The organism is Streptomyces sp. NPDC004539, from assembly GCF_040610055.1.
Taxonomy (GTDB): Bacteria; Actinomycetota; Actinomycetes; order Streptomycetales; family Streptomycetaceae; genus Streptomyces.
Window position 1 is genome coordinate 35,788 of the sequence record NZ_JBEXLS010000017.1, and the last position, 21,654, is coordinate 57,441.

Genomic DNA, 21,654 nt, shown 5'->3' on the forward strand with positions numbered 1-21,654 from the left:
GGTGTGCCGTGGCTATCCATTTGGCAAGGGATTGCGAGCGGGAAAAACACGTGTACCGGGCAGCCTGGACCGTCAATCCCCGGCGAGCCGCTCCAGCAAGGTCCGCAGCTCGGCGAGGGCCTCTTCGGTGACGTCCCGTTCGCCGAACACGAGCTGGTGCAGGACGAGCCCCTCCAGCGCGGCGAACACCAGCCGGGACATCCCCCGGCTCACCTCGCCGGGCAGGAGCCGGGCCAGCTCCCGCCCGCTCGCCTCGAAGTACTCCTCGTACAGCGCCCGCAGATGCGGCAGCAGCTCCGGACGGCGGCGCGCTTCGAGGAGCAACTCGTACTGGAACGCCTGGAGTTCCGGCCCGGACTCGACCATGTCGGCGAGCGCGCCCATGAACACCCCGGCCCCCTCGGTGCCCGCGCCGAGCGCGCTGCTCTCCAGGGAGGAGCGGATCGCGTGGGTGACGGCCTCCTCGATGAGCGCGTCCCGCGAACCGAAGTGGTGCACGACGAGCCCGTGGGTGACCCCGGCCTCCTCCGCGACCGCCCGGTAGGTGAGCCTGCGCAGCCCGCCCCGGGCGACGACGCGCACGGCGGCGTCCAGCAGGGCGGTCCGGCCCGACCCGTACTCGGTGACGCGCTTGCGGGGAGGTCGGGGGTCGGTCATGCCGCCGACCCTACCCGCGGCGCGGCGCCCTGATCCCGCGGAACTCCCAGTCGCCGCCGAGCGCGGTGGACAGCACCTCCTCGGACTCGGTGGGCTGCGCGCCGACGTCCGCGCGGATCGCGGTGGGGCCGGTGACGATGTGGTTCGTGAGCCTGCCGAGCCCTTCGACCTCGACCTCGACGACGTCCCCGGGCTGCACCGGGCGGGAGTTCGCCGGGGTCCCGGACAGCAGGACGTCTCCGGGGTACAGGGTGATGGTGCGGGCGATGTCGGCGACGAGGTAGTGCATGTCCCACTCCATCTCGTCGGTCGAGCCGTCCTGCACGACCTGCCCGTTGACGTACGTCCGCAGCCGCTTGCCGCGGAAGTCCCAGTCGGTGACGAGGCCGGGGCCGAGCGGGCAGAGCGTGTCGGAGCCCTTCACGCGGAGCATCGAGCCGGCGTCGGTGTCCCGGAAGTCGTGCAGGCCGTAGTCGTTGGCGATCGTGTACCCGGCGATGTACTCCCCCGCCTCGGCCTGCGAGATGTTCCGCGCGGTCCTCCCGATGACGATGGCGACCTCGCCCTCGTAGTTGAGCCACTTGCAGCCCTCGGGGCGCACGATCGCGCCCCGGTGGGAGTTGAGGGAGGAGGTCGGCTTGTGGAAGTAGGTCGGGGTGGCGGACAGTTCGATGCCGAACTCGTCGACGCGGCTGCGGTGGTTGAGGTGGACGGCGATCACCTTCGACGGCACGACCGGCGGCAGGTGCTGCGCCTCCTCGGTCTTGACGCGGCGCCCGTCCCCGGCGACGAGTTCGTCCCCGTCGACGGTGACCTCGACGGCGGCGCCGTCGAGCAGGATGCGGCGGTACTCGGGCATGGCGGGCCTTCCTAGAAGCGGCTGTGCGGGGAGCGGGGTACGGGCAGTCCGGTGCCGGTCCAGCCCTCGTCCGGGCGGTCGAACCAGAGGTGGACCTGTCCGGTGCCGACGGAGTTCTCGTACTCCCCGTACTGGCGGGCCCGGGCGGTGCACGCCTGTTCGCCGAGGGCGCCGGCCATCATCAGGTAGTGGAAGAACTTCGCCTCGGGCTTGACCTTCCAGAAGGCGTCCATGGTGTCGAGGACCTTGTCGTGGCGGCCCTCCTTGAACCAGGCGATCCGCTCCCGGTCGGCCTCGCGGGCCTCGGGTGTGCGGATGTGGACCGGGTCGCTGGACTCGTGGTCGCGGATCTCGCGCAGCGGCCAGAAGGTGTGGGAGAGGGCGCCGGAGGCGATGAGCAGGACGCGGCGGCCGGGGGTGGCGGTGATGCCGTCGGCCAGGGCGCGGCCGAGCCTGAGGTGGTCCTCCATGTCGCCGGTCTGGCACACCCCGATGGTCACCCACCGCTTGTCGGGCAGGCCCTCCCCGAGGAACTTCCACAGGTTGATCGTCGCGTAGTAGACCGGCAGGTAGTCGTCCTCGATCGCGGTGATCCAGGTTCCGTGCCGGTCCGCGAACCGCTCGATGTTGCGGGCGAGTTCGGGGTCGCCGGGATAGTCGTAGGGCATCCGGCTCATCCCGCGCGGAAGTTCCTCGGAGGTGAACAGGCCGGCCCGGCGCTGCTGGGCGGTGACGACGAACTCGACGGTCGTCGCCCAGTGCGAGTCGAGGACGACGACGGTGTCGTAGTCGTCCCGCTCGAAGACGTCCCGGCGCAGCTGCCGGAGACCCGTGACGAGGGTGATCTCCTTGCCCTCGTTGAGTTCGAGCCTGGTCTCCTCGGGCAGCACGATGGTGGGGACGTGGGCGAGGAGGCCCGCCCCGACGATCTCACCCATGGTTCGTCCATCCGGTCGGTGCGGTGACGGTGTTCTTGAGGTCGCAGTAGAAGTCGAAGCTCCAGTCGCCGCCCTCGCGTCCGACCCCGGAGAGCCGGGAGCCGCCGAAGGGGGCCTGGAGGTCGCGGACGAAGAAGCAGTTGACCCAGACCGTCCCGGCGACGAGCCGCGCGGTGACGCGTTCGGCGCGTGCGGGGTCGCCGGTGGCGAGGGTGGCGGCGAGCCCGAAGCGGGTGCCGTTGGCGAGACGCACGGCCTCGTCCTCGTCGGCGAAGGTCTGGAGCGTGAGGACAGGGCCGAAGACCTCCTCCTGGACGACCTCCGAGTCCTGGCCGACGCCGGTGAGGAGGGTCGGCGCGTAGTACTGGCCCTCGGCGGGATGGCCGCCGATGACGGCGCGGGCGCCCGCCGCCACGGCCCGCCGCACGAACCCGTCGATCTTCTCCAGCTGGCGGGGGTGGATGTTCGGGCCAATGTCCGTGGCCTCGTCCCGGGGGTCGCCCTGGATCAGCCCGGCCGCCTTCTCGGTGAACCGCCGCGTGAACTCCTCCGCGACCGTCTCCTCGACGAGGATGCGCGTCGCCGCGAGGCAGACCTGGCCGGCGTTGTCGTACTGCTCCACCGCGAGGTCGACGGCGAGGTCGAGATCCGCGTCCGCGAAGACCAGCAGGGGGGATTTGCCGCCGAGTTCGAGGCTGAGCGGGGTGAGGTTGGCCGCTGCCGAGGCCGCGATGTGCTTCGCGGTGGGGACCGAGCCGGTGAAGCTGATCCGGCGGACGTCGGGGTGGGAGGTGAGGGCGTCGCCGATCTCGGCGCCGTAGCCCTGGACGACGTTGAACACCCCGGCGGGCAGGCCGGCCTCGGCGGCGATGTCGGCGAGCAGGGAGGCGGTGAGCGGGGACCACTCGGCGGGTTTGAGGACGACCGTGTTCCCGGCGGCGAGCGCGGGGGCGACCTTCCAGGTGGCCAGCATCAGCGGGGCGTTCCACGGGGTGATCAGGACGCTGGGGCCGGCCGGGTCCCAGCTGACGTGGTTGGTGTGGCCCCGGGTCTCGAAGTCCTCGTGGTCCAGTTTCAGCAGCCAGTCCGCGAAGAAGCGGAAGTTGTGGGCGACACGGGGCATGACTCCGCGCCGGTGGGACCGCAGCAGCGCGCCGTTGTCGGTGGTCTCGACGATCGCGAGGTCGTCGATGCGCTTCTCGACGCCGTCGGCGATCGCGTGGAGGATGCGGGCGCGTTCGGCGCGGGAGGTGGCGGCCCAGGCGGGGAAGGCGGCACGGGCGGCGGCGACGGCGGCTTCGGCCTCGGCGGGGCCGCCCCGGGCGATCTCGCCGATGGGGCCGCCGTCGATGGGTGAGGTGTCGGGGAAGGTGGTGGCGGAGGCGACGCGTTCGCCTCCGATCCAGTGCCGGGTGTCGACCCGGACCCCGGCGACGGTGATCTTGTCGGTCATGTGCGGGTGCTCCTTACTCGGCGCCGGACGTGTGGGACTCCAGGAGCCGGCCGCCGTCCCAGACGACGCCGACCTGCCGGTAGTACGCGGCGATGGGTTCGCGGATCTCCAGGCGGGCCAGTTCCTCGGTGGGCGCCTCGAACAGCTCCAGTTCGGCGTCGCCGACCCAGGGCTCGCCGCCCTCGAAGGAGGCGGCGCCGGACTCGATGAGCTCGTCGAGGGCGAGGCCCTTGCCCTTCTCGATGGAGGGCAGCCAGCGGTGGTGGGCCATGGGGTGGCCGTTGACGAAGCCGCCCGTGGGGGACGGTTCGCGCAGGGTGACGACGGTCTGGGCGAGCCTGCGGTCGGCGGCGGCGAGGGTGGCGCCGAACCGGGCGCCGGCCTCGATGCGCGGGGCGGGACCGTAGGGGTGCGGGCGGGTCTGGTGGATCGAGCCGAGCTTCTTCGGGTAGCCCTGGTGCAGTCCCCGGGCGATCGCGAAGTCCTTGTCGACCCAGATGTACACGCAGCGGGAGTAGGTCCGGCCCTGGTAGGAGCAGCGGACGACCGCGAACGCCTCCTTGTACTGGGCGCGCACCGGGTCGAGGAGTTCCTCGCCGGAGGCCGAGCAGGACTGCCAGTCGGCCCAGATCAGCGCGACCGCGCCGGGGTCCTCGTCCGCCAACTCCAGGGGTTCGGGGAGGAGTTCGCGGACGCGGGCGGGGTCGGTGCGGTACTCGACGGTGAGCAGGTCGCCGGAGTAGCGCCAGGGCGGGGCGGGGATCAGCGACGAGGTTCCGCTCGCCGTCTTGGGGTGGAGGTATCCACGGACACTGCTCATGGCGGGGGTTCCTTACGCGGTGAGGGCGGGCTGGTTCAGCAGTTCGGCGCGGAAGCGGGCGGCCTTCGCGACGGTCTTCGGTCCGCCGAGCGCGACGACGCCGACGAGCCGGTCCGCCCGGTGGTAGCCGGCGAGGACGTCGCCGTCCGGGTCGCCGTCGAGGACGCGGACGTCGTCGAGGCCGAGGGAGGGGGCGCCGAACGACTGGAGCCGGAAGCCGTGCTGGTCGCTCCAGAAGGTGGGCAGCGGCGCGAAGGGCTCCCCTTGGGTGCCGGTGAGGACGCGCGCCGCGTGTTTCGCGGTGTCGGTGGGGATGGACCAGTGCTCGACGCGGCGGGGTACGCCGTCGTAGCGGGCGTTGGGGAAGCGGGCGACGTCGCCGACCGCGACGACCTCGGGACGGCCGCCGACTCTCAGGTGTCCGTCGGTGAGGACGCCGTCCGTGAGGTCGAGGCCGTTGCCGTCGAGCCACTCGGTGTTGGCGAGCGATCCCACGGACTCGACGACGACGTCGGCGGGCAGGACCGTCCCGTCGGACAGCGCCACGCCGGTGACCCGGTCGTCGCCCTCGAACCCGGTGACCCCGGCACCGAGGGCGAACCGGACGCCCGAGCGTTCGTGGCGGGCGAGGAGGTTCCCGGCGAGCAGCCCGCCGAGCGGCCCGATCATGGGCAGCGGCAGCGGGTCGACGACGGTGACCTCGGCGGCGCCGAGCGCGACGGCGGTGGCGGCGACCTCGCAGCCGATGAACCCGGCGCCGACCACGGCCACGCGCACACCGGGCGAGGTGAGTGCGGCGCGCAGGCCCCGGGCGTCGTCGATCGTGCGGACGGTGTGGCGTCCGGTGAGCGGTCCGGGGCAGCGCAGGCGCCGGGGGCGCATCCCGGTGGCGATCACCAGTGCCGCGTAGGGCAGGGAGTCGCCGTCGTCGAGGGTGACGGTGCGGCGGTCCAGGTCGGCGGCGGTGATCCGGGTGCCCAGGCGCCAGTGGACGTCCGCGACGCTCGCGCGGGGGCGGAAGGCGAGGGACTCGAAGGCCGCCTCGCCCGCGAGGACCTCCTTGGAGAGCGGGGGCCGGTTGTAGGGCATGTGGGGCTCGTCGCCGACGAGGGTGACGGGCCCGGTCCAGCCGGCCGCGCGGAGCTGTTCGGCGGCGCGCAGGCCGGCCATGGAGGCGCCGGCGATCACCGCGGTGGCGGTGGTGTCCACCGGTTCAGTCCTCGATCCGGATGGCCTGGAGCGGGCACACGTCGGCGGCCTCCTCGACCTCCTCGCGGAGTGTGTCGTCGGGGTCGGTGACGTGGGCCAGGTGTCCGGCGTCGTCGAAGGAGAAGACGTCGGGGGCCGCGAAGACGCACTGCCCGTGGTCCTGGCACTTGTTCATGTCGACGACGACCTTCATGGCCGTTCCTCCTCGAACTCGTTTGGCTTCAAACAAGATAGGAACGCCCGCGGCCCTGGTCAAGGGCTATCCAGATGGATAAATTTCTGCGGCCCACCCCTTGCGCGGCGGTCGGCCCCTCCATACCGTTTGGCACCAAACAACTTGATCCGCTGCCCCGCCGCAGCGTGTCTTGAGGAGATTCCGGTGACGTCAGCCGATCCACACGTCCAGCACCACATGACACGGCTCGCCGCCGAGGGCATCGACGTGGTCCGCGTGACCTACCCCGACCTCATCGGCACCGAGCGGGCCCGGGACGTCCTCCTGGACCACCTGCCCTCGGCCTGCGACCACGGCCTCGCCTTCTGCCGCGCCGTCTACCACACCAGCCCCCAGGGCGACGTCGTCCCCGTCCCCGGCGGGCTCGACGCGGGCCTGCCCGACATCTCCGTACGCCCCGACCTCACCACCCTCACCCCGCTGCCCTGGGAACCCGGGGTCGCCGCCTGTCTCGGGGACGTCACCGATCCGGCCACCGGGGCGCCCGCCCCCGAGTCCCCGCGCGACCTGCTGCGAGCGGTCGTCGACCGGTGCCGCGAGCACGGGCTGCGCCCGGTGGTGGGCCCGGAGCTGGAGTACTTCCTGTGCGACCCGGCCCCGGACGGCGGCTGGCGCCGCTACAGCGAGGCGGCCGGGGTCGTCTACACGGCGGGCCTGCGCGCCGACGGCGACAACCACCTGCTGCGCACCCTGCGGCTCCTGCGCGACCTGGGCATCGGCGTCACCAGCGGGAACCACGAGTTCGACGGCGCCCAGTTCGAGATCAACCTGACCCACGGGGACGCCCTCACGGCCGCCGACCGCGCCTTCCGCTTCAAGTCGGCCGTCAAGGAACTGGCCCGCAAGGAGAACCGCCTCGCCACCTTCATGGCGAAGCCCTTCAACGACGCGGGCGGCTCCGGCTTCCACCTCCACCTCTCCTGCACCGGCGACGACGGCGCCAACACCTTCGCGGGCCCGTCGGAGCCGTACGGCCTGTCGGCCACCGCGCGGCACGCGATCGCCGGGGTCCTCGCGCACGCGCCCGCGCTGGCCGCGCTCGCCAACCCGACCGTCAACTCCTACAAACGCTTCGGCCCCGACACCCTCGCCCCCTGGCTGATCGACTGGGGCCTCGACAACCGCAGCGCCATGATCCGCGTCCCCCCGGAGCGCGGCGCGGGCGCCCGCCTCGAACTGCGCCTGGGCGACGCCAGCGCCAACCCGTACCTGCTGATCGCGGGCACGATCGCCGCCGCCCTGCTCGGCGTCCTCGCCGAGGAGGAGCCGCCCGCGCCGCTGGAGGGCTACGGCTACGACAGCACCAAGTCACCCTCCCTGCCGACGACCCTGCCGGCCGCGCTCGACGCCCTGGAGGCGGACACCGCGCTCACCGAGGTGCTCGGCAAGGACTTCACCGCCTCCTACCTGACGTACAAGCGCGACGAGGTCGCACGCTTCGGGCGGCACGTCACCGACTGGGAGTTCACCGAGTACGCCTACCACCTGTGACCCCGAGGAGCCCCACCCCATGACCGACTCGCAGCCCTTCCCGCCCTTCCCGCTCGCGGACGTCGACCTCGCGAACCTCGACCACTTCACCGACGGCACCACCCCGTGGCGCATGTTCCACACCCTGCGCCACGAGGACCCGGTCCACTGGCAGCCCGAGGACGCCCCGGGCTCCGGTTTCTGGGCGGTCACCCGGCACGCCGACATCGCGCGCGTCGACCGCGACGCCGAGACGTTCACCTCGACCAGGTTCGTCAACCTCGAAGAGGTCGACGACGACCAGATCAAGAAACGGGCCTCGATCCTGGAGCTGGACGGCGTCCGCCACCGCGCCCTGCGCTCCCTGCTGCAACGGCGGTTCGGCGCGAACGTCATCAACAGCTACGCCGACTTCCTGCGCGGCCTGACCGCCACGACCCTCGACAACGCCCTCGCCAAGGGGACCTTCGACTTCGTCGAGGAGATCTCCGCCGACTTCCCCATCAACGTCCTCGCCCGCCTCCTCGACGTCCCCCCGGAGGACAACCGGCAGCTCATCGACTGGGGCAACCGCATCATCGGCAACACCGACCCCGACTACGCCGACGTCCTGCTGGGCAGCGAGGAGAGCGAGAAGTACCGCGACCTGCCCTTCCGCTCCCCCGCCTCCCTCGAAGTCTTCGCCTACGGCCGCGAACTGGCCCGGCAACGGCGCGGCGGCGACGGCACGGACCTGGTCTCGCTCCTCGTCAACTCCACCCCCAGGGACGGAATCCCGCTCTCCCCGCAGGACTTCGACAACTACTTCCTGCTCCTGGTCGTCGCCGGCAACGAGACCACCCGGCACACCATCACCCACTCCATGCTGGCCCTCCTCCAGCACCCCGAGCAGCTCGCCCGCCTCCAGGAGGACCCCTCCCTGATCCCCACGGCCGTCGAGGAGTTCCTCCGCTGGGCCTCCCCCGTCTACCACTTCCGCCGCACCGCCACCCGCGACGTCGAACTCGGCGGCAAGCGCGTGAAGGAGGGCGACAAGGTCGTCATGTGGTTCGCCTCCGGCAACCGTGACGAGGAGGTCTTCGGCAACCCGTACGACTTCGACGTCGCCCGCGCCGACAACGACCACGTCACCTTCGGCAAGGGCAGCCCCCACCTGTGCCTGGGCAACCTGCTCGCCCGCACCGAGATCCGCATCATGTTCGAGGAGCTGATCCCGAGGCTCGCGGACATCCGGCTCGCCGGGGACGTCCCGCGCGTGCGCTCCAACTTCGTCAACGGCATCAAGAAACTGCCCGTGGAGGTGACGCTCGCCTGACCCTTTGTTGAGACAGTCCGCCGGAGTGACTATCGTCCTGGCGTGACCGAACGTGTGATGCAGGAACCCACCCTGCTGGTGCTGACAGCCCTCGCGGACGCCCCCCGGCACGGGTACGCCGTAGCCCAGGAGGTCAAGGCGATGACCGGCGGCCGGGTGACGCTGCGGACGGGCGCCCTGTACGGGGCGCTGGACCGGCTGCTGGCGGACGGGCTGATCGACGTCGAGCGCGAAGAGGTCGTGGACGGGCGGGCCCGGCGGATCTTCACCCTCTCTCCCGTGGGCCGGGAGCGGCTGGCGGCGGAGGCGGAGCGGCTCGCCGCCACGGCACGGGAGGCCGGCCGGCGGCTGTCCGCCGCACGGCCGTCGGCGGCCGGCGCGTGATCGAGCACGTCCTGCGGCTGTACCCCGCCGCCTACCGGCAGGCCCACGGCGGGGAGATCGCGGCGACCTACCGGGAGATGACCGCCGGGGAGCCACTGCACGCACGACTGCGGGAAGCCGCCGCGCTGGCCGCGCACGCGATCCGGACGCGGACGGGACTGGGCTCGGCCACCCCCGCCGCCCGGCTCCTCGCCCTGGCCCACCCCTTCGCCCTGGCCGCCTCGGCGGCGGCCTGCGGCCTGTATCTCCTGCGCTGCTACATCGCCCTCACCATCTCCCCCGCCCCGCTCGGGATGCAGCTCCGCGAGGAGTTGTCGGGGGCCTGGGGCGTCCTGCTCGTCTCGTCGTTCACCGTCCTCGCGGGGGCGGCGTCCGCGCTGGCCGGGCGGTGGCGGTTCGGGGTGCCCTGCACGGTCGCCGGGCTGCTCGCCTTCGCGGCGGGCGCGGTGCTCAGCGGGCCCGCGTACGGCGATCCGGTCGTCACGCCGGGGGCGGCGGTGCTGACGGCCGCCGTCGTGCTCGCGTGTCCGCCGGACCGGCGTACGGAGAGCCTCGCGGCGGGGCGGGCGGGGGTGGCGGGTGCGGTGGTCGCGCTGGTGGTCGTGCCCCGGGCGGCTGTCGAGGCGCATGCCGTGCCGGGGGTGAGTACGGACTACGGGTGCTGGCCGCTGGTGGTGCTCGGGGTGACCGGCGTGGTGCTCGCGCGGCGGGGCGGGCCGGGGAGCGGGCGTGCGCCTGCGGCCGTGGTGCTGGCGTCTCCGCTGCTGCTGGCACAGGCGTACACGACGGGGTGGGGCGCGGCGGCGGCCGTCCTGCTGCTCCTCGCCCTGCTCGGCCCGAAGCTCACCACATAGTCAGTTTGACGTAGCATTCCGTTCGACGGACTATCGGGTCCGCCGAGAGGATCGCCATGCCGTTCACCCTGTCCCACCCCGCCGCCGTACTCCCGCTGCTGCGGCGCCCGTTCGGCCGGACCGCGCTGGTCGCGGGCGCCGTCGCCCCGGACATGCCGTACTTCGTCGGGGTGCTGGGCCTGCCGGTCGGCGCGCAGTCCTGGTACGAGCCCTTCCTCAACGCCACGACCACGCACGGCGTCCCGGGCGCGCTCACCGTCTCCCTGCCGTACGCGCTCGCGCTGTGGCTGCTGGCCCGGACCGCCCACCGCCCGCTGGCGTCCCTGCTCCCCCTGCCCACCCCCGCACCGCGCCCCCGGACGGGCGGGGCGACGACCCGGCGAGCGGCGTGGACCGTCCTGTCCGCCGTGATCGGCATCGCCACGCATCTGCTCTGGGACGCCTTCACCCATCACGACGGCTTCGTGGTCGCCCACACCCCCTGGCTCACCTCACCCATGATCGGCGGCCTCACCTGGGCGCGGGCCCTCCAGCACCTGAGCACGGTCGGCGGGCTGGCCGCGATCGGCGTGTACGCGTGGCGCAGGCGGGCCGCGCTCCAGGGCGGCGACCTCGGTACGGCGCGACGCCGCGCGCTGTTCGCCGTCGCCGGGGTCGCGGTCGTCGGGGCCGTCGCTCACGCGTGGTGGTGGCTCGCGGGGCCGCAGGCTCCGGGCGGGCTGTCGGCGGGTGAGGTGGTCGAGGGGGCGCTGTCGGACGCGGCGAAGGGCGCGGGGGCCGTGCTGATCGGGGTGCTGGCGCTGTACGTCGTCGCGTGGTGGGGCCGCAGGGCGGTCGTACGCGGAGTCTGAGCCCGCCTACTTCGGCGGCGGCGCCGTGGAGTTGCGCAGAACCAGTTCGGTGCCGACCTCCATGTGCTCCATGAGGAGTTTCTGGCCGTCGATGAGGGTGAGGAGGGCGCGGGCGGCCTTCTGGCCCATGTCGTGGAGGGGCTGGCGGACGGTGGTGAGGCCGGGGAAGCTCTGGGACGCCTGCGGGAGGTCGTCGAAGCCGACGACGGAGAACGCGGAGGGGACGTCGAGGCCGAGCGCGCGGGCCGCGTCGATGGCGCCGAGGGCGAGGAGGTCGGCGCCGGCGACGATCGCCGTGGGGGCGTGGTCGGTGATGAGGCGGGTGGCGGTGCGGAATCCGGAGGCGTAGGTGAAGTCGCAGGACGCGACGAGGTGTTCGTCGACCTTGAGGCCGGCCAGGCGCATCGCGTCCTCGTAGCCCTGGAAGCGGACGGAGGTGCTCTCCAGGTCCTCGTCGCCGCGCAGGTAGGCGATGCGGGTGTGGCCGAGGTCGATGAGGTGCTGGGTGCCGGCGCGCATGCCGTGGTAGTTGTCCACGGTCAGCCGGGGCAGCGGGACGTCCATCCGGCGGGGGTCGATGATGACGCAGGGGACGTGCTGGCGGCGCAGCAGGTCGACCGTCTCGCTCTCGAGGACGGGGGCGATCAGCAGGACGCCGTCGACGAGGCCCCGGCCCAGGAACTCGATGCGGTCCTTCTCCCGCACCGCGTCGTGGTACGAGGCGTTGACGAGCAACTCCTGTTCCGTGCTGGCGAGTTCGTCGGCGACGCCGCGCAGGATCTCCAGGCCGTACTGGCTCGTGAGGTCCAGGGCGATGAGGCCGATGAGCCCGCTGCGGCCGGCCTTGAGGTTGCGGGCGGAGACGTTGGGCCGGTAGCCGAGCCGGTCGGCGACCTCCATGACCCGGCGTCTGGTCTCCTCCGAGGCCCCCGGCCTGCCGTTGACGACGTTGGACACGGTCATCGCGGAGACACCGGCCTCCTCGGCCACCTGCGCGATGGTCACCCGCCCTGCCACGTCCCACTCCTTCGTCCGGTCCGCCCGCGTCGTAACTCTCGGGAAACTGTAACGATAAGGCGCGGTCGACACCAGAGGAATCCCCGGCGGGCAAGCGGTACACAGCATCCACAGCGGGACACTTCGGCCACGGAAAGTTACGTATAGATGTCGCGTAAGTTTTGCGTTACAGTCCCCGTCCATCGGCTCGTAACAGACGCCGCAACTCGGGCCCACCGGCTCATCCGCTCGCATCGGTCCTGTTACCCACACGGAGACAGGCAGGCCCGGTCAACCACCCCTAATCCCTTGAGACATGACAAGTCGGTGTGTGCCGACGATGGGTGAGGTATGCAATGAAGCATTCTGGGAGATACGTCGCGCTCGCCACCTCGGTCGCCGCGCTGGCCATGTCGCTGGCCGCGTGCGGCGGGGACGGCTCCGACGGCACCTCCGCGGACGGCACCGTGACGCTCCACGTGGAGGCGTGGAAGGGCGGCGGCGCGGAGCCCGCGAACGTCGCCGAGATCAACAAGGCGTTCGAGCAGGCCCACCCGAAGATCAAGGTCGACTTCGAGTACATCACCGCGAACGACACCTACACGCAGAAGCTCCAGCCCGAACTGCTGGGCGGCAAGGCCGGCGACGTCATCATGGTCGACACCGACAAGATGAAGAAGTGGGCCGCCTCCGGCTACCTCGCCGACCTCTCGAAGGAGTCCTGGTCGGGCCGGATAGCCCCCGACGCGAAGCCCTTCGCGCAGGCCGACGGCAAGACGTACGCGATGCCGATGGAGCTGATCGGCATCGGCATGTACGCCAACATGGACCTCCTGAAGAAGGCCGGGATCACCGAGGTCCCCGCCGACTGGCCGACGTTCCTCGCCGCTCTCGGCAAGCTGAAGAAGGCGGGCATCGACCCGATCTCGCTGCCCGACAAGGCGGGCTGGACCGGCAGTTCGGTGTTCCAGGCGAGCGGCTCGACGACCGTCTACCAGAAGAACAAGGCGTGGGACGCGGACTTCGCGAGCGGCAAGGCGTCCTTCGCCTCCGACTGGAAGGAGCCGCTGGACCAGCTGAAGGCGCTGGAGGCGGCCGGGTACGTCGACTGGAAGAAGGAGCTCGGGGTCGACGAGTGGGCGCAGGGCCCGCAGGACTTCAGCGCCGGCAAGAGCGCGTTCTGGTACCAGGGCGCCTGGCAGGTCTCCAACGTCGCGAAGGCCGGGTTCCCCGTGTCGTTCGCCCCCTGGCCGGGCGGCGCGGCGGGCACCAAGCCGAACGGGATGCTGTTCTCCGGGACGATGTGGGGCGTCAACTCCCAGTCCAAGCACGCCGACGCGGCCCGCGCGTACGTCGACTTCTGGTCGCAGAGCGCGAACCTCGCGAAGTTCCTCGAAGCCGAGCACGCCGAGTCGCCGTTCACCGGCGGGACGACCCCTGAGGCCACCGAGACGACCGCGTTCACGACGGCGTTCAAGGAGGGCCGCTACCGCATCCTGCCGTCGAACTCCTGGTACGGCGCGGCGGCCGAGACCGAGATCGGCTCGAAGATCCAGGCGTACCTGCTGGGCAAGGCGTCCGTCGCGCAGACGCTGAAGGACGTCCAGGCCGCGGCTTCCGCCAAGTAGCACCCCACCCGGCCAGCCGGGGTGCGCTCCCTCGGGACACCCCGGCCGCCTCGGGAAATGAGGAGAATCCCGTGTTCCATCGACGGCGTGCCACCATGGCCGCCTTCCTGCTGCCGGCGATCGTCGTGTACGGCACGTTCACGCTGTACCCGCTGGCCCGCGGCGTCTATCTGAGCATGACCGACAGCCTCGGCGGGCCGATCGCCAACTTCGTCGGCACCGAGCAGTACCGGGCGATGGCCGACGACCCGGACGTGACGGCCGCCCTGTGGCACACCGTGCTGTACGCGGCGGTCGTGGTGGTCGCCCAGAACGGGCTCGGCCTGCTGTTCGCGAGCATGCTGTTCCGCCGGCCGAAGGTCAGGAAGGCGCTCAGCGTGGTGCTGCTGACGCCGACGCTGGTCTCCCCGGTGATGGCCGCGTTCATCTGGTCGTACCTGTTCGCGCCCGACGGCGGCATCAACGCGATGCTCGGGCTGCTCGGCCTCGGTTCGCTGGAGCACGTCTGGCTCGGCGACACCTCGACCGCGCTGTACGCGGTGGCGGCCGTCAACATCTGGATGTTCGCGGGCTACTCCTGCGCGATCTTCCTCGCCGGGTACATGAGCGTGCCGACCGAGCTGCTGGACGCGGCGGCGGTGGACGGGGCGGGCGGCTGGCGGCGGTTCAGGAGCGTGGAGTGGCCGATGCTGGCGCCCGCGCTGACGGTGAACGTGACGCTGAGCCTGATCGGCTCGCTGAAGGTCTTCGAGTTCCCGCTCGTGCTGACCAACGGCGGCCCGGCGGGGTCCACCGAGACGCTGACGACGCTCGTCTACCGGAACGTGTTCGGCGGCGGGAAGTTCGCCCTCGGCATCGCCATCTCCGTACTCCTCCTGGTGACCGTGGTCGTCCTGTCCAGCGCCACCTCCTCACTGCTCCGCCTGCGCGAGCGACGAATCTGACGGGCGGCAACCATGACCTCGACCTCTCTCCCCAGCCCCTGGCGGCGGGCCCTGTCCAGTGCGGGAACGATTCTGCTCTGCCTCGGCGTGCTGGTGTTCGTCCTGCCGTTCCTGTTCACGATCGTCACCTCGCTGCGGACGGCCGCCGACGTGGCGCGGGCGCCGCTCGGCATCCCCCACTCCTTCACCTTCAAGAACTTCTCGGACGCGTTCAGCCAGATCCACTACGGCCGCAGCGCCCTCAACACCCTGCTCATCACCGGGCTCTCCTGCCTGAGCATCACCGTGATCGGCTCGCTGGCGAGCTATCCGCTGGCGCGGATCACGCGCGGCTGGTCGGCGTGGGTGTACCGGCTGTTCATCCTGGGCACGTCGGTGCCGGTGTTCGTGGTCGTCGCGCCGCTGTACCTGCTGATGCGGGACATGAACCTGCTGGACAGCTACGCGGGCGTCGTCCTCGTCTACACGGCGATGTTCCTGCCGGTGGCGGTGTTCTTCTACACCAGTTTCATCCGCTCGATCCCGGCGGATCTGGAGGAGGCCGCCGCGCTGGACGGCTGCGGCGCGCTGCGCACCTTCTTCACGATCATCCTCCCGCTGCTGCGGCCGATCACCAGCACGCTGCTCACGTTCGTCTCGCTCCAGGTCTGGAACGACCTGCTGGTCCCGCTGGTGTTCCTCCAGGACCCGGACAAGCGGACGGTCATGGTGAACGCGTACTCGTTCATCGACCCGCACACCGTGCAGCCGACGACCCTGTTCCCGGCCGCGCTGCTCGGGGTGGCGCCGCTGCTGCTGATCTTCGTCTTCCTCCAGCGCCATGTCGTCGCCGGCATGTCCGCGGGCGCCGTCAAGTCCTGACGCCTCCCCCCTGACGCTCGCCCTGTCTCTCCCCCGCCGTCCGCGCGCCGCGCCGTACGGCCGCCCCGCCGCGCCCTGACGCCCGTCCTGGAAGGACCCCCCACCGATGTACGTCGTCTCCTACTTCACCGACGCCGACGAGGCGCTGCACCTGGCCTACAGCCTCGACGGCGAGGAGTTCACGGCGGTCGACGGCGGCCGGCCCGTCCTGCGGGGCACGGTCGGCACCGGCCGGCTGCGCGACCCGTTCATCGGCGCCGGCCCCGACGGACTGTTCCACCTGCTGGCCACCGACGGCTGGACGAGCCCGTACATCGTGCACGCCACCTCGGCCGACCTGGTCCACTGGTCCGAGCAGCGGCTGATCCCCGTGATGGCCGAGGTGGACGGCGCGCAGAACGCATGGGCGCCGGAGTTCTTCCTCGACCGCGCCTCCGGGCGCTACCACCTGGTGTGGTCGTCGGTCGTCGCCCCCGGCACCTCGGCGGAGGGCCAGGACTACGAGCACGTCTCGCAGGACCACCGCATCTGGCACTGCACCACGGAGGACTTCCGTACGTTCTCGGCGCCCGCCCTGTTCTTCGACCCCGGGCACTCCGTGATCGACGCGACGGTGCGCGAGGCGGACGGCGGCGGTTTCCTCATGGCGTACAAGGACGAGCGCGGGGACAACGACCTGACGACCGCCCACAAGGACATCCACCTCACCACGTTCGACGTGCCCGGCGGGCCGTTCGCCCCGTCGCTCGGGCCCGTCTCGCCGTCGGTGGTGGAGGGGCCGTCGCTGTTCCGGCGCGACGGCGACTGGATCATGATCTTCGACCACTTCCTCGAAGGCCGGTACGGGGCGGCGCGCAGCACGGACGGCACCGAGTGGGAGCCGGTCTCCCTGGGGCTGCCGCCGGGGATGCGGCACGCGTCGGTCCTGGAGACGCCCGCCCTCCACTCGCTCACCGCGCGGTAGCGCGGCCACGGAATCCCGTGCCGCGACCCGTGGCACGGGGAATTCGATCACCCAGCAAGGAGCGTCGCGATGAAGCGTCGCAGAACGGCACGCGTTCTGGCCCTCCTCGCCGCCATGGCGGGAGCACTCCTGGTCCCGGCCCACACCGCGCTCGCGGCGGGCACCACCTACTACGTGAACTGTTCGGCCGCGAGCAACGGCACCGGCACCCAGGCGAGCCCCTGGAACTCGGTCGCCGGCGTCAACGGCACGACGTTCGGCCCCGGTGACAGCGTCCTGTTCGCCGCCGGCACCACCTGCACCGGCCAGCTCGCCCCGGGCGGCTCGGGCGCCTCCGGCAGCCCGGTCACGATGGGGTCGTACGGCACCGGCGCCAAGCCCGTCATCAACGCGAACGGCGCCACCGGTCCCGTCATCCACCTGGTGAACCAGCAGTACTGGGAGATCGGCGGCCTGGAGCTGACGAACGCCGCCTCCTCGCCCGCCTACCGCTCCGGTGTCCTCGCGGAGAACAGCTCCGGCGGCGTCCTGCACCACATCCGGGTGCACGACATGACCATCCGCAACATCAGCGGCTGGCCGGGCGGCTGGTACGCCACGAACGCGGGCGTCGGCGTCCAGACGAACCACACCACGCCGGTCTCCACGTGGGACGACGTCGTGGTGGAGAACAACACCTTCGACCACGTCGACCGGATCGCCGTCGCCGTCACCCCCGACGGGGACGGCCAGGGCACCGGCCTGACCACGGGTACGGTCATCCGCGGCAACACGATGACCTACGACGGCGCCGACGACATCCTCGTCGTGAAGAACGACGGCGCGCTGATCGACGGCAACAAGGCGGGCTACGGCGGCGCGAAGAACACCTGCCCGCCGTCCGGCCAGTACTGCAACGGGGCTTCGGCCGGCATCTGGATGTCGGGCAGCTCCAACACGGTCGTCCAGAACAACGAGGTGTACTGCCACGTCAACGGCGCGGACGGCACCGGCTACGACGTCGACTGGGGCAACCACAACACCACGTTCCAGTACAACTACAGCCACCAGAACCTGGGCGGCTTCATGCTGGTGATGCCGCCGTTCAGCATCGCCAACGAGCCGACGTCGACCGTGCCGAGCGACGGGACGGTGATCCGCTACAACATCAGCGAGAACGACGGCTCCAACGCGGGCTGCCCGGCCTCCGGGACCCCGACGCACGGCACCGGCGTCTTCCACTTCGTCGGCGGGGTGCCGAACCAGAGCGGGAGTTCGACGGCGGTCCCGCTGATCTACAACAACACCCTGTACGTCAACAAGAGCGGCCTCAACACCCCGATCCTGTACTCCCGCGCCGGTTCCAGCATCTCCGGGGCGCTGTCCTTCAAGAACAACGCGGTCTTCAACTACGGCACCGGCGGCTACTTCTCCACCACGGGTACGTCGTCCTACTCCAACAACCTCTTCTACGGCACCCACCCGTCCTCCGAGCCCGCCGACGCCGCGAAGGTGACGGCCGACCCCGAGTTCCGCAACCCCGGCGGCGGCGTCAACACCTACCAGGTCCACCCCTCCTCGCCGGTGATCCGGGCGGGCGCCGTCATCTCCTCCAACGGCGGCAAGGACGCCTACGGCAACGCCGTCTCCGCGACGGCCGCGCCCAACATCGGCGCCTACAACGGCACCGGCGGCAACCTGCTGTCCAACGCGGGCTTCGAGACGGGCGCGCTCAGCCCGTGGACGCAGGCCAGCGGCAACGCGTCGTCGGTGACCTCGACGAACGCCCGCACCGGGACGTCCGCGCTGACGACGGCGGCGAGCGGCGGGGGCGTCAACCAGGCCCTGACCGGGCTGAGCGCCAACACGACGTATCTGCTGACGGGCTGGGGCAAGGTCGCGACCTCGGGTGAGACCCTCGCGATCGGCGTGAAGGACTTCGGCGGCACGGAGACGTTCACCAACGTCGCCTCCACGTCGTACCGGCAGGCCGCGGTCCTCTTCACCACCGGTGCGTCGAGCACCTCGGCGACCGTGTACTGCTGGAAGAACGCGGGCGGGAGCGGGGCGGGTTACTGCGACGACCTCGCGGTGGAACCGCTGTCCTCGGCGGCCAACGCCGTCACCAACCCCGGGTTCGAGAGCGGTGCGCTGAGCCCGTGGGGGCAGAGCACGGGGACGGCGTCGAGCGTCGTGTCGTCGAACGCCCGCACCGGGACGTACGCGCTCCAGACGGCGCCCGCCGGGAGCGGGGCGATCCAGACGGTGAGCGGGCTGTCGTCCGCCGGGACCTACCTGGTGACCGGGTGGGCGAAGGTCGCGACCGCCGGTGAGGAAGTGGCGGTCGGGGTGAAGGACTTCGGTGGTACGGAAACGTATCTGCGGACCTCCACCACGGCCTACGCGCAGCAGCCCCTGTTCTTCACCACGGGCGCCTCCGCCACCTCGGCGGGCGTCTACTGCTACAAGAACACCGGGTCGTCGGCCGGGTACTGCGACGACTACACCCTGATCAGACTCCCCTGATCCCCTCGGCGGCGGGCCGCTCCCTCGGCCCGCCGCCCTGTCACTTGGATAAGGTCCGTCCGTCGCACCACTCCCCTGCGGGCGAAGGAACACCATGGCGCGCATCACCGGCCGGACCGTCCTCATCGTCGGCGCCTCCTCGGGCATCGGCGCGGACGTCGCCCGGCTCCTGGCCCCCGGCGGCAACCGGATCGTGCTGACGGCCCGGCGCGCCCCCGAACTCGCCTCGGTCGCGGACGAGGTCCGCGCGGCGGGCAGTTCCTGTCTCGCCCTCCCCGCCGACGCCCTCGACCCGCGGGCCGCCGCCGACGTCGTCGCGGCCACCGTCGCGCAGTACGGCGGCGTCGACGTCGCCCTGCTCAACGCGGGCCAGGGGCCGGACATGTCGATGCACGAGGTGACCGTCGCCGACGTGGCCCGCGTCACGGCCCTGAACTACGACGTCGTCGTCAACTACCTCGTCCCGCTGATCGACCGCATGAGCGGCCAGCCGGACGGCGGTCTCATCGCCCACACCAACTCCCTCGCGGGCCTGATGGGCATCCCCCGCCAGGGCCCCTACTCCGCCGCCAAGGCCGCCGCCCGCACCCTCATCGACACCGCGCGCGTCGAACTGGCGCCCCGCCGCATCCGGTTCACCTCCGTCCACCCCGGTTTCGTCGCCACCGCCCGCGTCGACGGCGACGGCCTCCCCAAGCCCTTCCAGGTCACCCAGGAGCGCGCCGCCCGGCACGTCGTCCGCGCCCTGGAGCGGGAACCGGCCCAGGCGTACTTCCCCTGGCCCACCGCGACCCTGGTCCGCGTCCTGCGCACCCTGCCCACACCGGTCTCGGCGGCGGTGCTGCGCCGGCTCGCCGCCCGCTAGGACCGCCGGCACCCATCCGACCAGCACACATCCACCTCGGCTGACCCGGGTAGACTGCATCTATATTTTGACCCCGAACGTTCCTGTCGCCCAGGGAAGGACCGCCGTGACCGGGCACCGCTCGATCGTCGACACCGAGAAGCTGGTCGCCGCCAAACTGGGCGACACCCCCATCCGGCACGAACAGATGGCGGTCGTCGCCAACATCCACCGAGCCGCGGCGGCGGTCCGCCAGCATGTCGAGAACTCCGTCCTGCGCGGCGCGGACCTCACGTGGACGGGCTTCGTCGTGCTGTGGGTGGTGTGGATTCAGGGCGAGCTGGAGACCCGGCACGTAGCCGAGGAGGCCGGCATCTCCAAGGGCACCCTCACCGGGGTCGCCCGCACGCTGGAGTCGCGGGGCCTGGTGCGGCGTACGGAACACCCCAGCGACGGCAGGCGGGTGCTCCTCGCGCTCACGCCCGAGGGCGAGACGCTGATGCGGGGCCTGTTCCCCGACTTCAACGCCGAGGAGGCGTTCGTCGCGGCCCCCCTGACACCCGAGGAGTGCGTCGCGACCGCCGACGCGCTGCGCCGGATCGTCGTCCAGGTCGAGACGCAGGGCGAACAGCGCCGGCTGGACCTCCTCGACGGCGCCGAACCGGCGCCCCGCCGCAGCGGGCGGCGCGCCAAACGCTGACCTCCTTCAGCGGCCGGAGGTAACCAAGAGCGCCGTTTCCCCCTCTTCTCAGGTGACCGACCTACTGGGGGAACGATGAACTGGTCCAGGGCCGTGGCCGTCGCAGCGGCCGGTCTCGTGCTGTGCGGGTGCACCGCGACGGCGAACAGGGCGGAGACGGCGCCGAGTCCGGAGGTCTCCGCGCACACCACGCGCAAGACCGCCGACGCCGCCCCGGTGCCCCCGGCGGACAGGCCCTCGCTGATCCTCAACGGCCAGACCGACGCCCGCCCCGGCGAGCTGGTGCACATGATGCTGTACGGGGTCGGCCGCGCGGAGGGCGGTGACACGGTCGTCGCCCGCTCGTCGGCGCTGAGCGGGCCGGTGCGGCTGCGGTGGGAGGGCGACCACTACTGGGCGCTGGGGGCGCTGCGGATGACGGACCGGCCCGGGACGTACCCGCTGACGGTCACGGTCCACGACCGGGTCGTGGCGCGCGACCGGATTCAGGTCGTACGGTCCCAGCGGCCCGTTTTCGCCCTGTCCGCGTCCCCGGACGTCACCCGCCCCGGCGAGCCGGTGTGGATCACCTTCGACGACCTGTACCCCGGCGAGAAGGGCACCGACTTCACCGTACGGTCCGCCGCGCTGGCGAAACCCGTGCGTCTCGTGCACGACGAGGACGTCGACTTCTACAACCCGCGCGCGTTCTCGGCCCGCCCGGAGCTCAAGCCGACGCTGGCGAACGGCACGTACACCTTCACGCTGTACGGTCCCGACGACCGCCGCATCGCCGAGCGGAGCTTGACGGTCCGCGCGTCCCGGCCGGGTGACCCGGACTACCGGGGCGAGGTGCGCGGGCCGGACTTCTACGAGCCCGGCCACACCTACTGGCAGGGCGATCCGCCGTACCGGGTCAGGGCGGGGCAGCAGGTCGCCGTCATGTGGCACGACCTGTCCCCGGACCCCGGCGAGGAGACCCGGCTGACCGCGACGTCCCCCGCGTTCACCGAGGTCCTCCGCCTGCGGCACGACGACAGCAAGGGCGCCGACGGCGACGACCCCCGCTTCATCGGCACGGCGACCGTCCGCCCCGGCCTGAAGCCCGGCCGCTATCCGGTGACGGTGGTCGCGCATCACGGCCGGGTGAAGAGGACGGGGTACGTGATCGTGACGGCCCGCTAGAAG

The 21,654-nt window shown here is 71.6% G+C and carries 21 protein-coding genes; 13 read left to right on the forward strand and 8 right to left on the reverse strand.

Going from position 1 to position 21,654, the window contains the following annotated elements:
- Positions 1-72 precede the first annotated feature (72 nt).
- The 7 genes from ABZX85_RS30520 to ABZX85_RS30550 are packed head-to-tail and all read right to left on the reverse strand — an operon-like array spanning position 73 to position 6,129.
- On the reverse strand, positions 73-657 hold the full coding sequence (locus ABZX85_RS30520; RefSeq protein ID WP_355875437.1) for a TetR family transcriptional regulator: 585 nt from the start codon (positions 655-657) through the stop codon (positions 73-75).
- 10 nt (positions 658-667) lie between these two features.
- Complete coding sequence (locus ABZX85_RS30525) at positions 668-1,516, reverse strand: fumarylacetoacetate hydrolase family protein (protein WP_355875440.1); 849 nt, start codon at positions 1,514-1,516, stop codon at positions 668-670.
- Between the two features lie 11 nt (positions 1,517-1,527).
- Positions 1,528-2,454, reverse strand: coding sequence for a 3,4-dihydroxyphenylacetate 2,3-dioxygenase (locus ABZX85_RS30530; protein WP_355875442.1), 927 nt, complete (start codon positions 2,452-2,454; stop codon positions 1,528-1,530).
- Positions 2,447-3,907: an aldehyde dehydrogenase gene (locus tag ABZX85_RS30535; RefSeq protein ID WP_355875445.1), complete on the reverse strand. Its 1,461-nt coding sequence runs from the start codon at positions 3,905-3,907 to the stop codon at positions 2,447-2,449. Before ABZX85_RS30535 ends, ABZX85_RS30530 begins: the two co-directional genes overlap by 8 nt.
- Positions 3,908-3,920: 13 nt before the next feature.
- Positions 3,921-4,727, reverse strand: coding sequence for an acetoacetate decarboxylase family protein (locus ABZX85_RS30540; protein WP_355875448.1), 807 nt, complete (start codon positions 4,725-4,727; stop codon positions 3,921-3,923).
- A 12-nt stretch (positions 4,728-4,739) separates the two neighbouring features.
- On the reverse strand, positions 4,740-5,936 hold the full coding sequence (locus ABZX85_RS30545) for an FAD/NAD(P)-binding oxidoreductase (protein ID WP_355875450.1): 1,197 nt from the start codon (positions 5,934-5,936) through the stop codon (positions 4,740-4,742).
- Positions 5,937-5,940: 4 nt separating this feature from the next.
- A complete protein-coding gene (locus ABZX85_RS30550; RefSeq protein ID WP_355875453.1) occupies positions 5,941-6,129 on the reverse strand; it encodes a ferredoxin in 189 nt (62 codons plus the stop codon).
- A 186-nt stretch (positions 6,130-6,315) separates the two neighbouring features.
- On the opposite strand from ABZX85_RS30550, the gene ABZX85_RS30555 reads away from it, so the two are divergent.
- Genes ABZX85_RS30555 through ABZX85_RS30575 form a run of 5 tightly spaced genes read left to right on the forward strand, consistent with a single transcriptional unit; the run spans position 6,316 to position 11,045 of the window.
- Positions 6,316-7,662: a glutamine synthetase family protein gene (locus ABZX85_RS30555; RefSeq protein ID WP_355875456.1), complete on the forward strand. Its 1,347-nt coding sequence runs from the start codon at positions 6,316-6,318 to the stop codon at positions 7,660-7,662.
- 19 nt (positions 7,663-7,681) lie between these two features.
- Complete coding sequence (locus ABZX85_RS30560; protein ID WP_355875458.1) at positions 7,682-8,956, forward strand: cytochrome P450; 1,275 nt, start codon at positions 7,682-7,684, stop codon at positions 8,954-8,956.
- A gap of 42 nt (positions 8,957-8,998) precedes the next feature.
- The gene (locus ABZX85_RS30565; protein ID WP_355875461.1) at positions 8,999-9,340 is read left to right on the forward strand and encodes a PadR family transcriptional regulator; all 342 of its coding nucleotides are present in this window, start codon (positions 8,999-9,001) and stop codon (positions 9,338-9,340) included.
- Positions 9,337-10,194 (forward strand): hypothetical protein, encoded by an 858-nt coding sequence (locus ABZX85_RS30570; RefSeq protein ID WP_355875463.1) that lies wholly within the window; start codon positions 9,337-9,339, stop codon positions 10,192-10,194. The genes ABZX85_RS30565 and ABZX85_RS30570 overlap by 4 nt, the downstream gene beginning before the upstream one ends.
- Before the next feature lie 56 nt (positions 10,195-10,250).
- Positions 10,251-11,045: a DUF4184 family protein gene (locus tag ABZX85_RS30575; RefSeq protein ID WP_355875466.1), complete on the forward strand. Its 795-nt coding sequence runs from the start codon at positions 10,251-10,253 to the stop codon at positions 11,043-11,045.
- 6 nt (positions 11,046-11,051) lie between these two features.
- Here the strand turns inward: ABZX85_RS30575 and ABZX85_RS30580 are convergent, their stop codons facing one another.
- Entirely contained in the window at positions 11,052-12,062 is a 1,011-nt protein-coding gene (locus ABZX85_RS30580; RefSeq protein WP_355875469.1) for a LacI family DNA-binding transcriptional regulator, read from the reverse strand.
- A 335-nt stretch (positions 12,063-12,397) separates the two neighbouring features.
- On the opposite strand from ABZX85_RS30580, the gene ABZX85_RS30585 reads away from it, so the two are divergent.
- The 8 genes from ABZX85_RS30585 to ABZX85_RS30620 all read left to right on the forward strand — a co-directional run bounded on the left by ABZX85_RS30585 (position 12,398) and on the right by ABZX85_RS30620 (position 21,651).
- Positions 12,398-13,669, forward strand: coding sequence for an extracellular solute-binding protein (locus ABZX85_RS30585; protein WP_355875472.1), 1,272 nt, complete (start codon positions 12,398-12,400; stop codon positions 13,667-13,669).
- 71 nt (positions 13,670-13,740) lie between these two features.
- Complete coding sequence (locus ABZX85_RS30590; protein ID WP_355875475.1) at positions 13,741-14,613, forward strand: sugar ABC transporter permease; 873 nt, start codon at positions 13,741-13,743, stop codon at positions 14,611-14,613.
- A gap of 12 nt (positions 14,614-14,625) precedes the next feature.
- The gene (locus ABZX85_RS30595) at positions 14,626-15,474 is read left to right on the forward strand and encodes a carbohydrate ABC transporter permease (protein ID WP_355875478.1); all 849 of its coding nucleotides are present in this window, start codon (positions 14,626-14,628) and stop codon (positions 15,472-15,474) included.
- Positions 15,475-15,580: 106 nt separating this feature from the next.
- Positions 15,581-16,438: a glycoside hydrolase family 43 protein gene (locus tag ABZX85_RS30600; protein ID WP_355875481.1), complete on the forward strand. Its 858-nt coding sequence runs from the start codon at positions 15,581-15,583 to the stop codon at positions 16,436-16,438.
- Between the two features lie 69 nt (positions 16,439-16,507).
- On the forward strand, positions 16,508-18,943 hold the full coding sequence (locus ABZX85_RS30605; RefSeq protein WP_355875484.1) for a carbohydrate binding domain-containing protein: 2,436 nt from the start codon (positions 16,508-16,510) through the stop codon (positions 18,941-18,943).
- Positions 18,944-19,037: 94 nt separating this feature from the next.
- Entirely contained in the window at positions 19,038-19,808 is a 771-nt protein-coding gene (locus ABZX85_RS30610) for an SDR family NAD(P)-dependent oxidoreductase (RefSeq protein WP_355875486.1), read from the forward strand.
- Between the two features lie 106 nt (positions 19,809-19,914).
- Positions 19,915-20,487 carry a MarR family transcriptional regulator gene (locus ABZX85_RS30615; RefSeq protein WP_355875489.1) on the forward strand — a complete coding sequence of 191 codons (573 nt, stop codon included), beginning with the start codon at positions 19,915-19,917 and terminating at the stop codon, positions 20,485-20,487.
- A 75-nt stretch (positions 20,488-20,562) separates the two neighbouring features.
- Positions 20,563-21,651 carry a hypothetical protein gene (locus ABZX85_RS30620; protein WP_355875492.1) on the forward strand — a complete coding sequence of 363 codons (1,089 nt, stop codon included), beginning with the start codon at positions 20,563-20,565 and terminating at the stop codon, positions 21,649-21,651.
- The last annotated feature ends 3 nt before the right edge of the window (positions 21,652-21,654 follow it).

Excerpts from the sequence above, each read along its gene's own strand:
- ABZX85_RS30520 (WP_355875437.1), bottom strand. The coding sequence starts at position 657 with ATGACCGACCCCCGACCTCCCCGCAAGCGCGTCACCGAGTACGGGTCG.
- ABZX85_RS30525 (WP_355875440.1), bottom strand. The coding sequence starts at position 1,516 with ATGCCCGAGTACCGCCGCATCCTGCTCGACGGCGCCGCCGTCGAGGTC.
- ABZX85_RS30530 (WP_355875442.1), bottom strand. The coding sequence starts at position 2,454 with ATGGGTGAGATCGTCGGGGCGGGCCTCCTCGCCCACGTCCCCACCATC.
- ABZX85_RS30535 (WP_355875445.1), bottom strand. The coding sequence starts at position 3,907 with ATGACCGACAAGATCACCGTCGCCGGGGTCCGGGTCGACACCCGGCAC.
- ABZX85_RS30540 (WP_355875448.1), bottom strand. The coding sequence starts at position 4,727 with ATGAGCAGTGTCCGTGGATACCTCCACCCCAAGACGGCGAGCGGAACC.
- ABZX85_RS30550 (WP_355875453.1), bottom strand. The coding sequence starts at position 6,129 with ATGAAGGTCGTCGTCGACATGAACAAGTGCCAGGACCACGGGCAGTGC.
- ABZX85_RS30560 (WP_355875458.1), top strand. The coding sequence starts at position 7,682 with ATGACCGACTCGCAGCCCTTCCCGCCCTTCCCGCTCGCGGACGTCGAC.
- ABZX85_RS30575 (WP_355875466.1), top strand. The coding sequence starts at position 10,251 with ATGCCGTTCACCCTGTCCCACCCCGCCGCCGTACTCCCGCTGCTGCGG.
- ABZX85_RS30585 (WP_355875472.1), top strand. The coding sequence starts at position 12,398 with ATGAAGCATTCTGGGAGATACGTCGCGCTCGCCACCTCGGTCGCCGCG.
- ABZX85_RS30595 (WP_355875478.1), top strand. The coding sequence starts at position 14,626 with ATGACCTCGACCTCTCTCCCCAGCCCCTGGCGGCGGGCCCTGTCCAGT.
- ABZX85_RS30600 (WP_355875481.1), top strand. The coding sequence starts at position 15,581 with ATGTACGTCGTCTCCTACTTCACCGACGCCGACGAGGCGCTGCACCTG.
- ABZX85_RS30605 (WP_355875484.1), top strand. The coding sequence starts at position 16,508 with ATGAAGCGTCGCAGAACGGCACGCGTTCTGGCCCTCCTCGCCGCCATG.
- ABZX85_RS30610 (WP_355875486.1), top strand. The coding sequence starts at position 19,038 with ATGGCGCGCATCACCGGCCGGACCGTCCTCATCGTCGGCGCCTCCTCG.
- ABZX85_RS30620 (WP_355875492.1), top strand. The coding sequence starts at position 20,563 with ATGAACTGGTCCAGGGCCGTGGCCGTCGCAGCGGCCGGTCTCGTGCTG.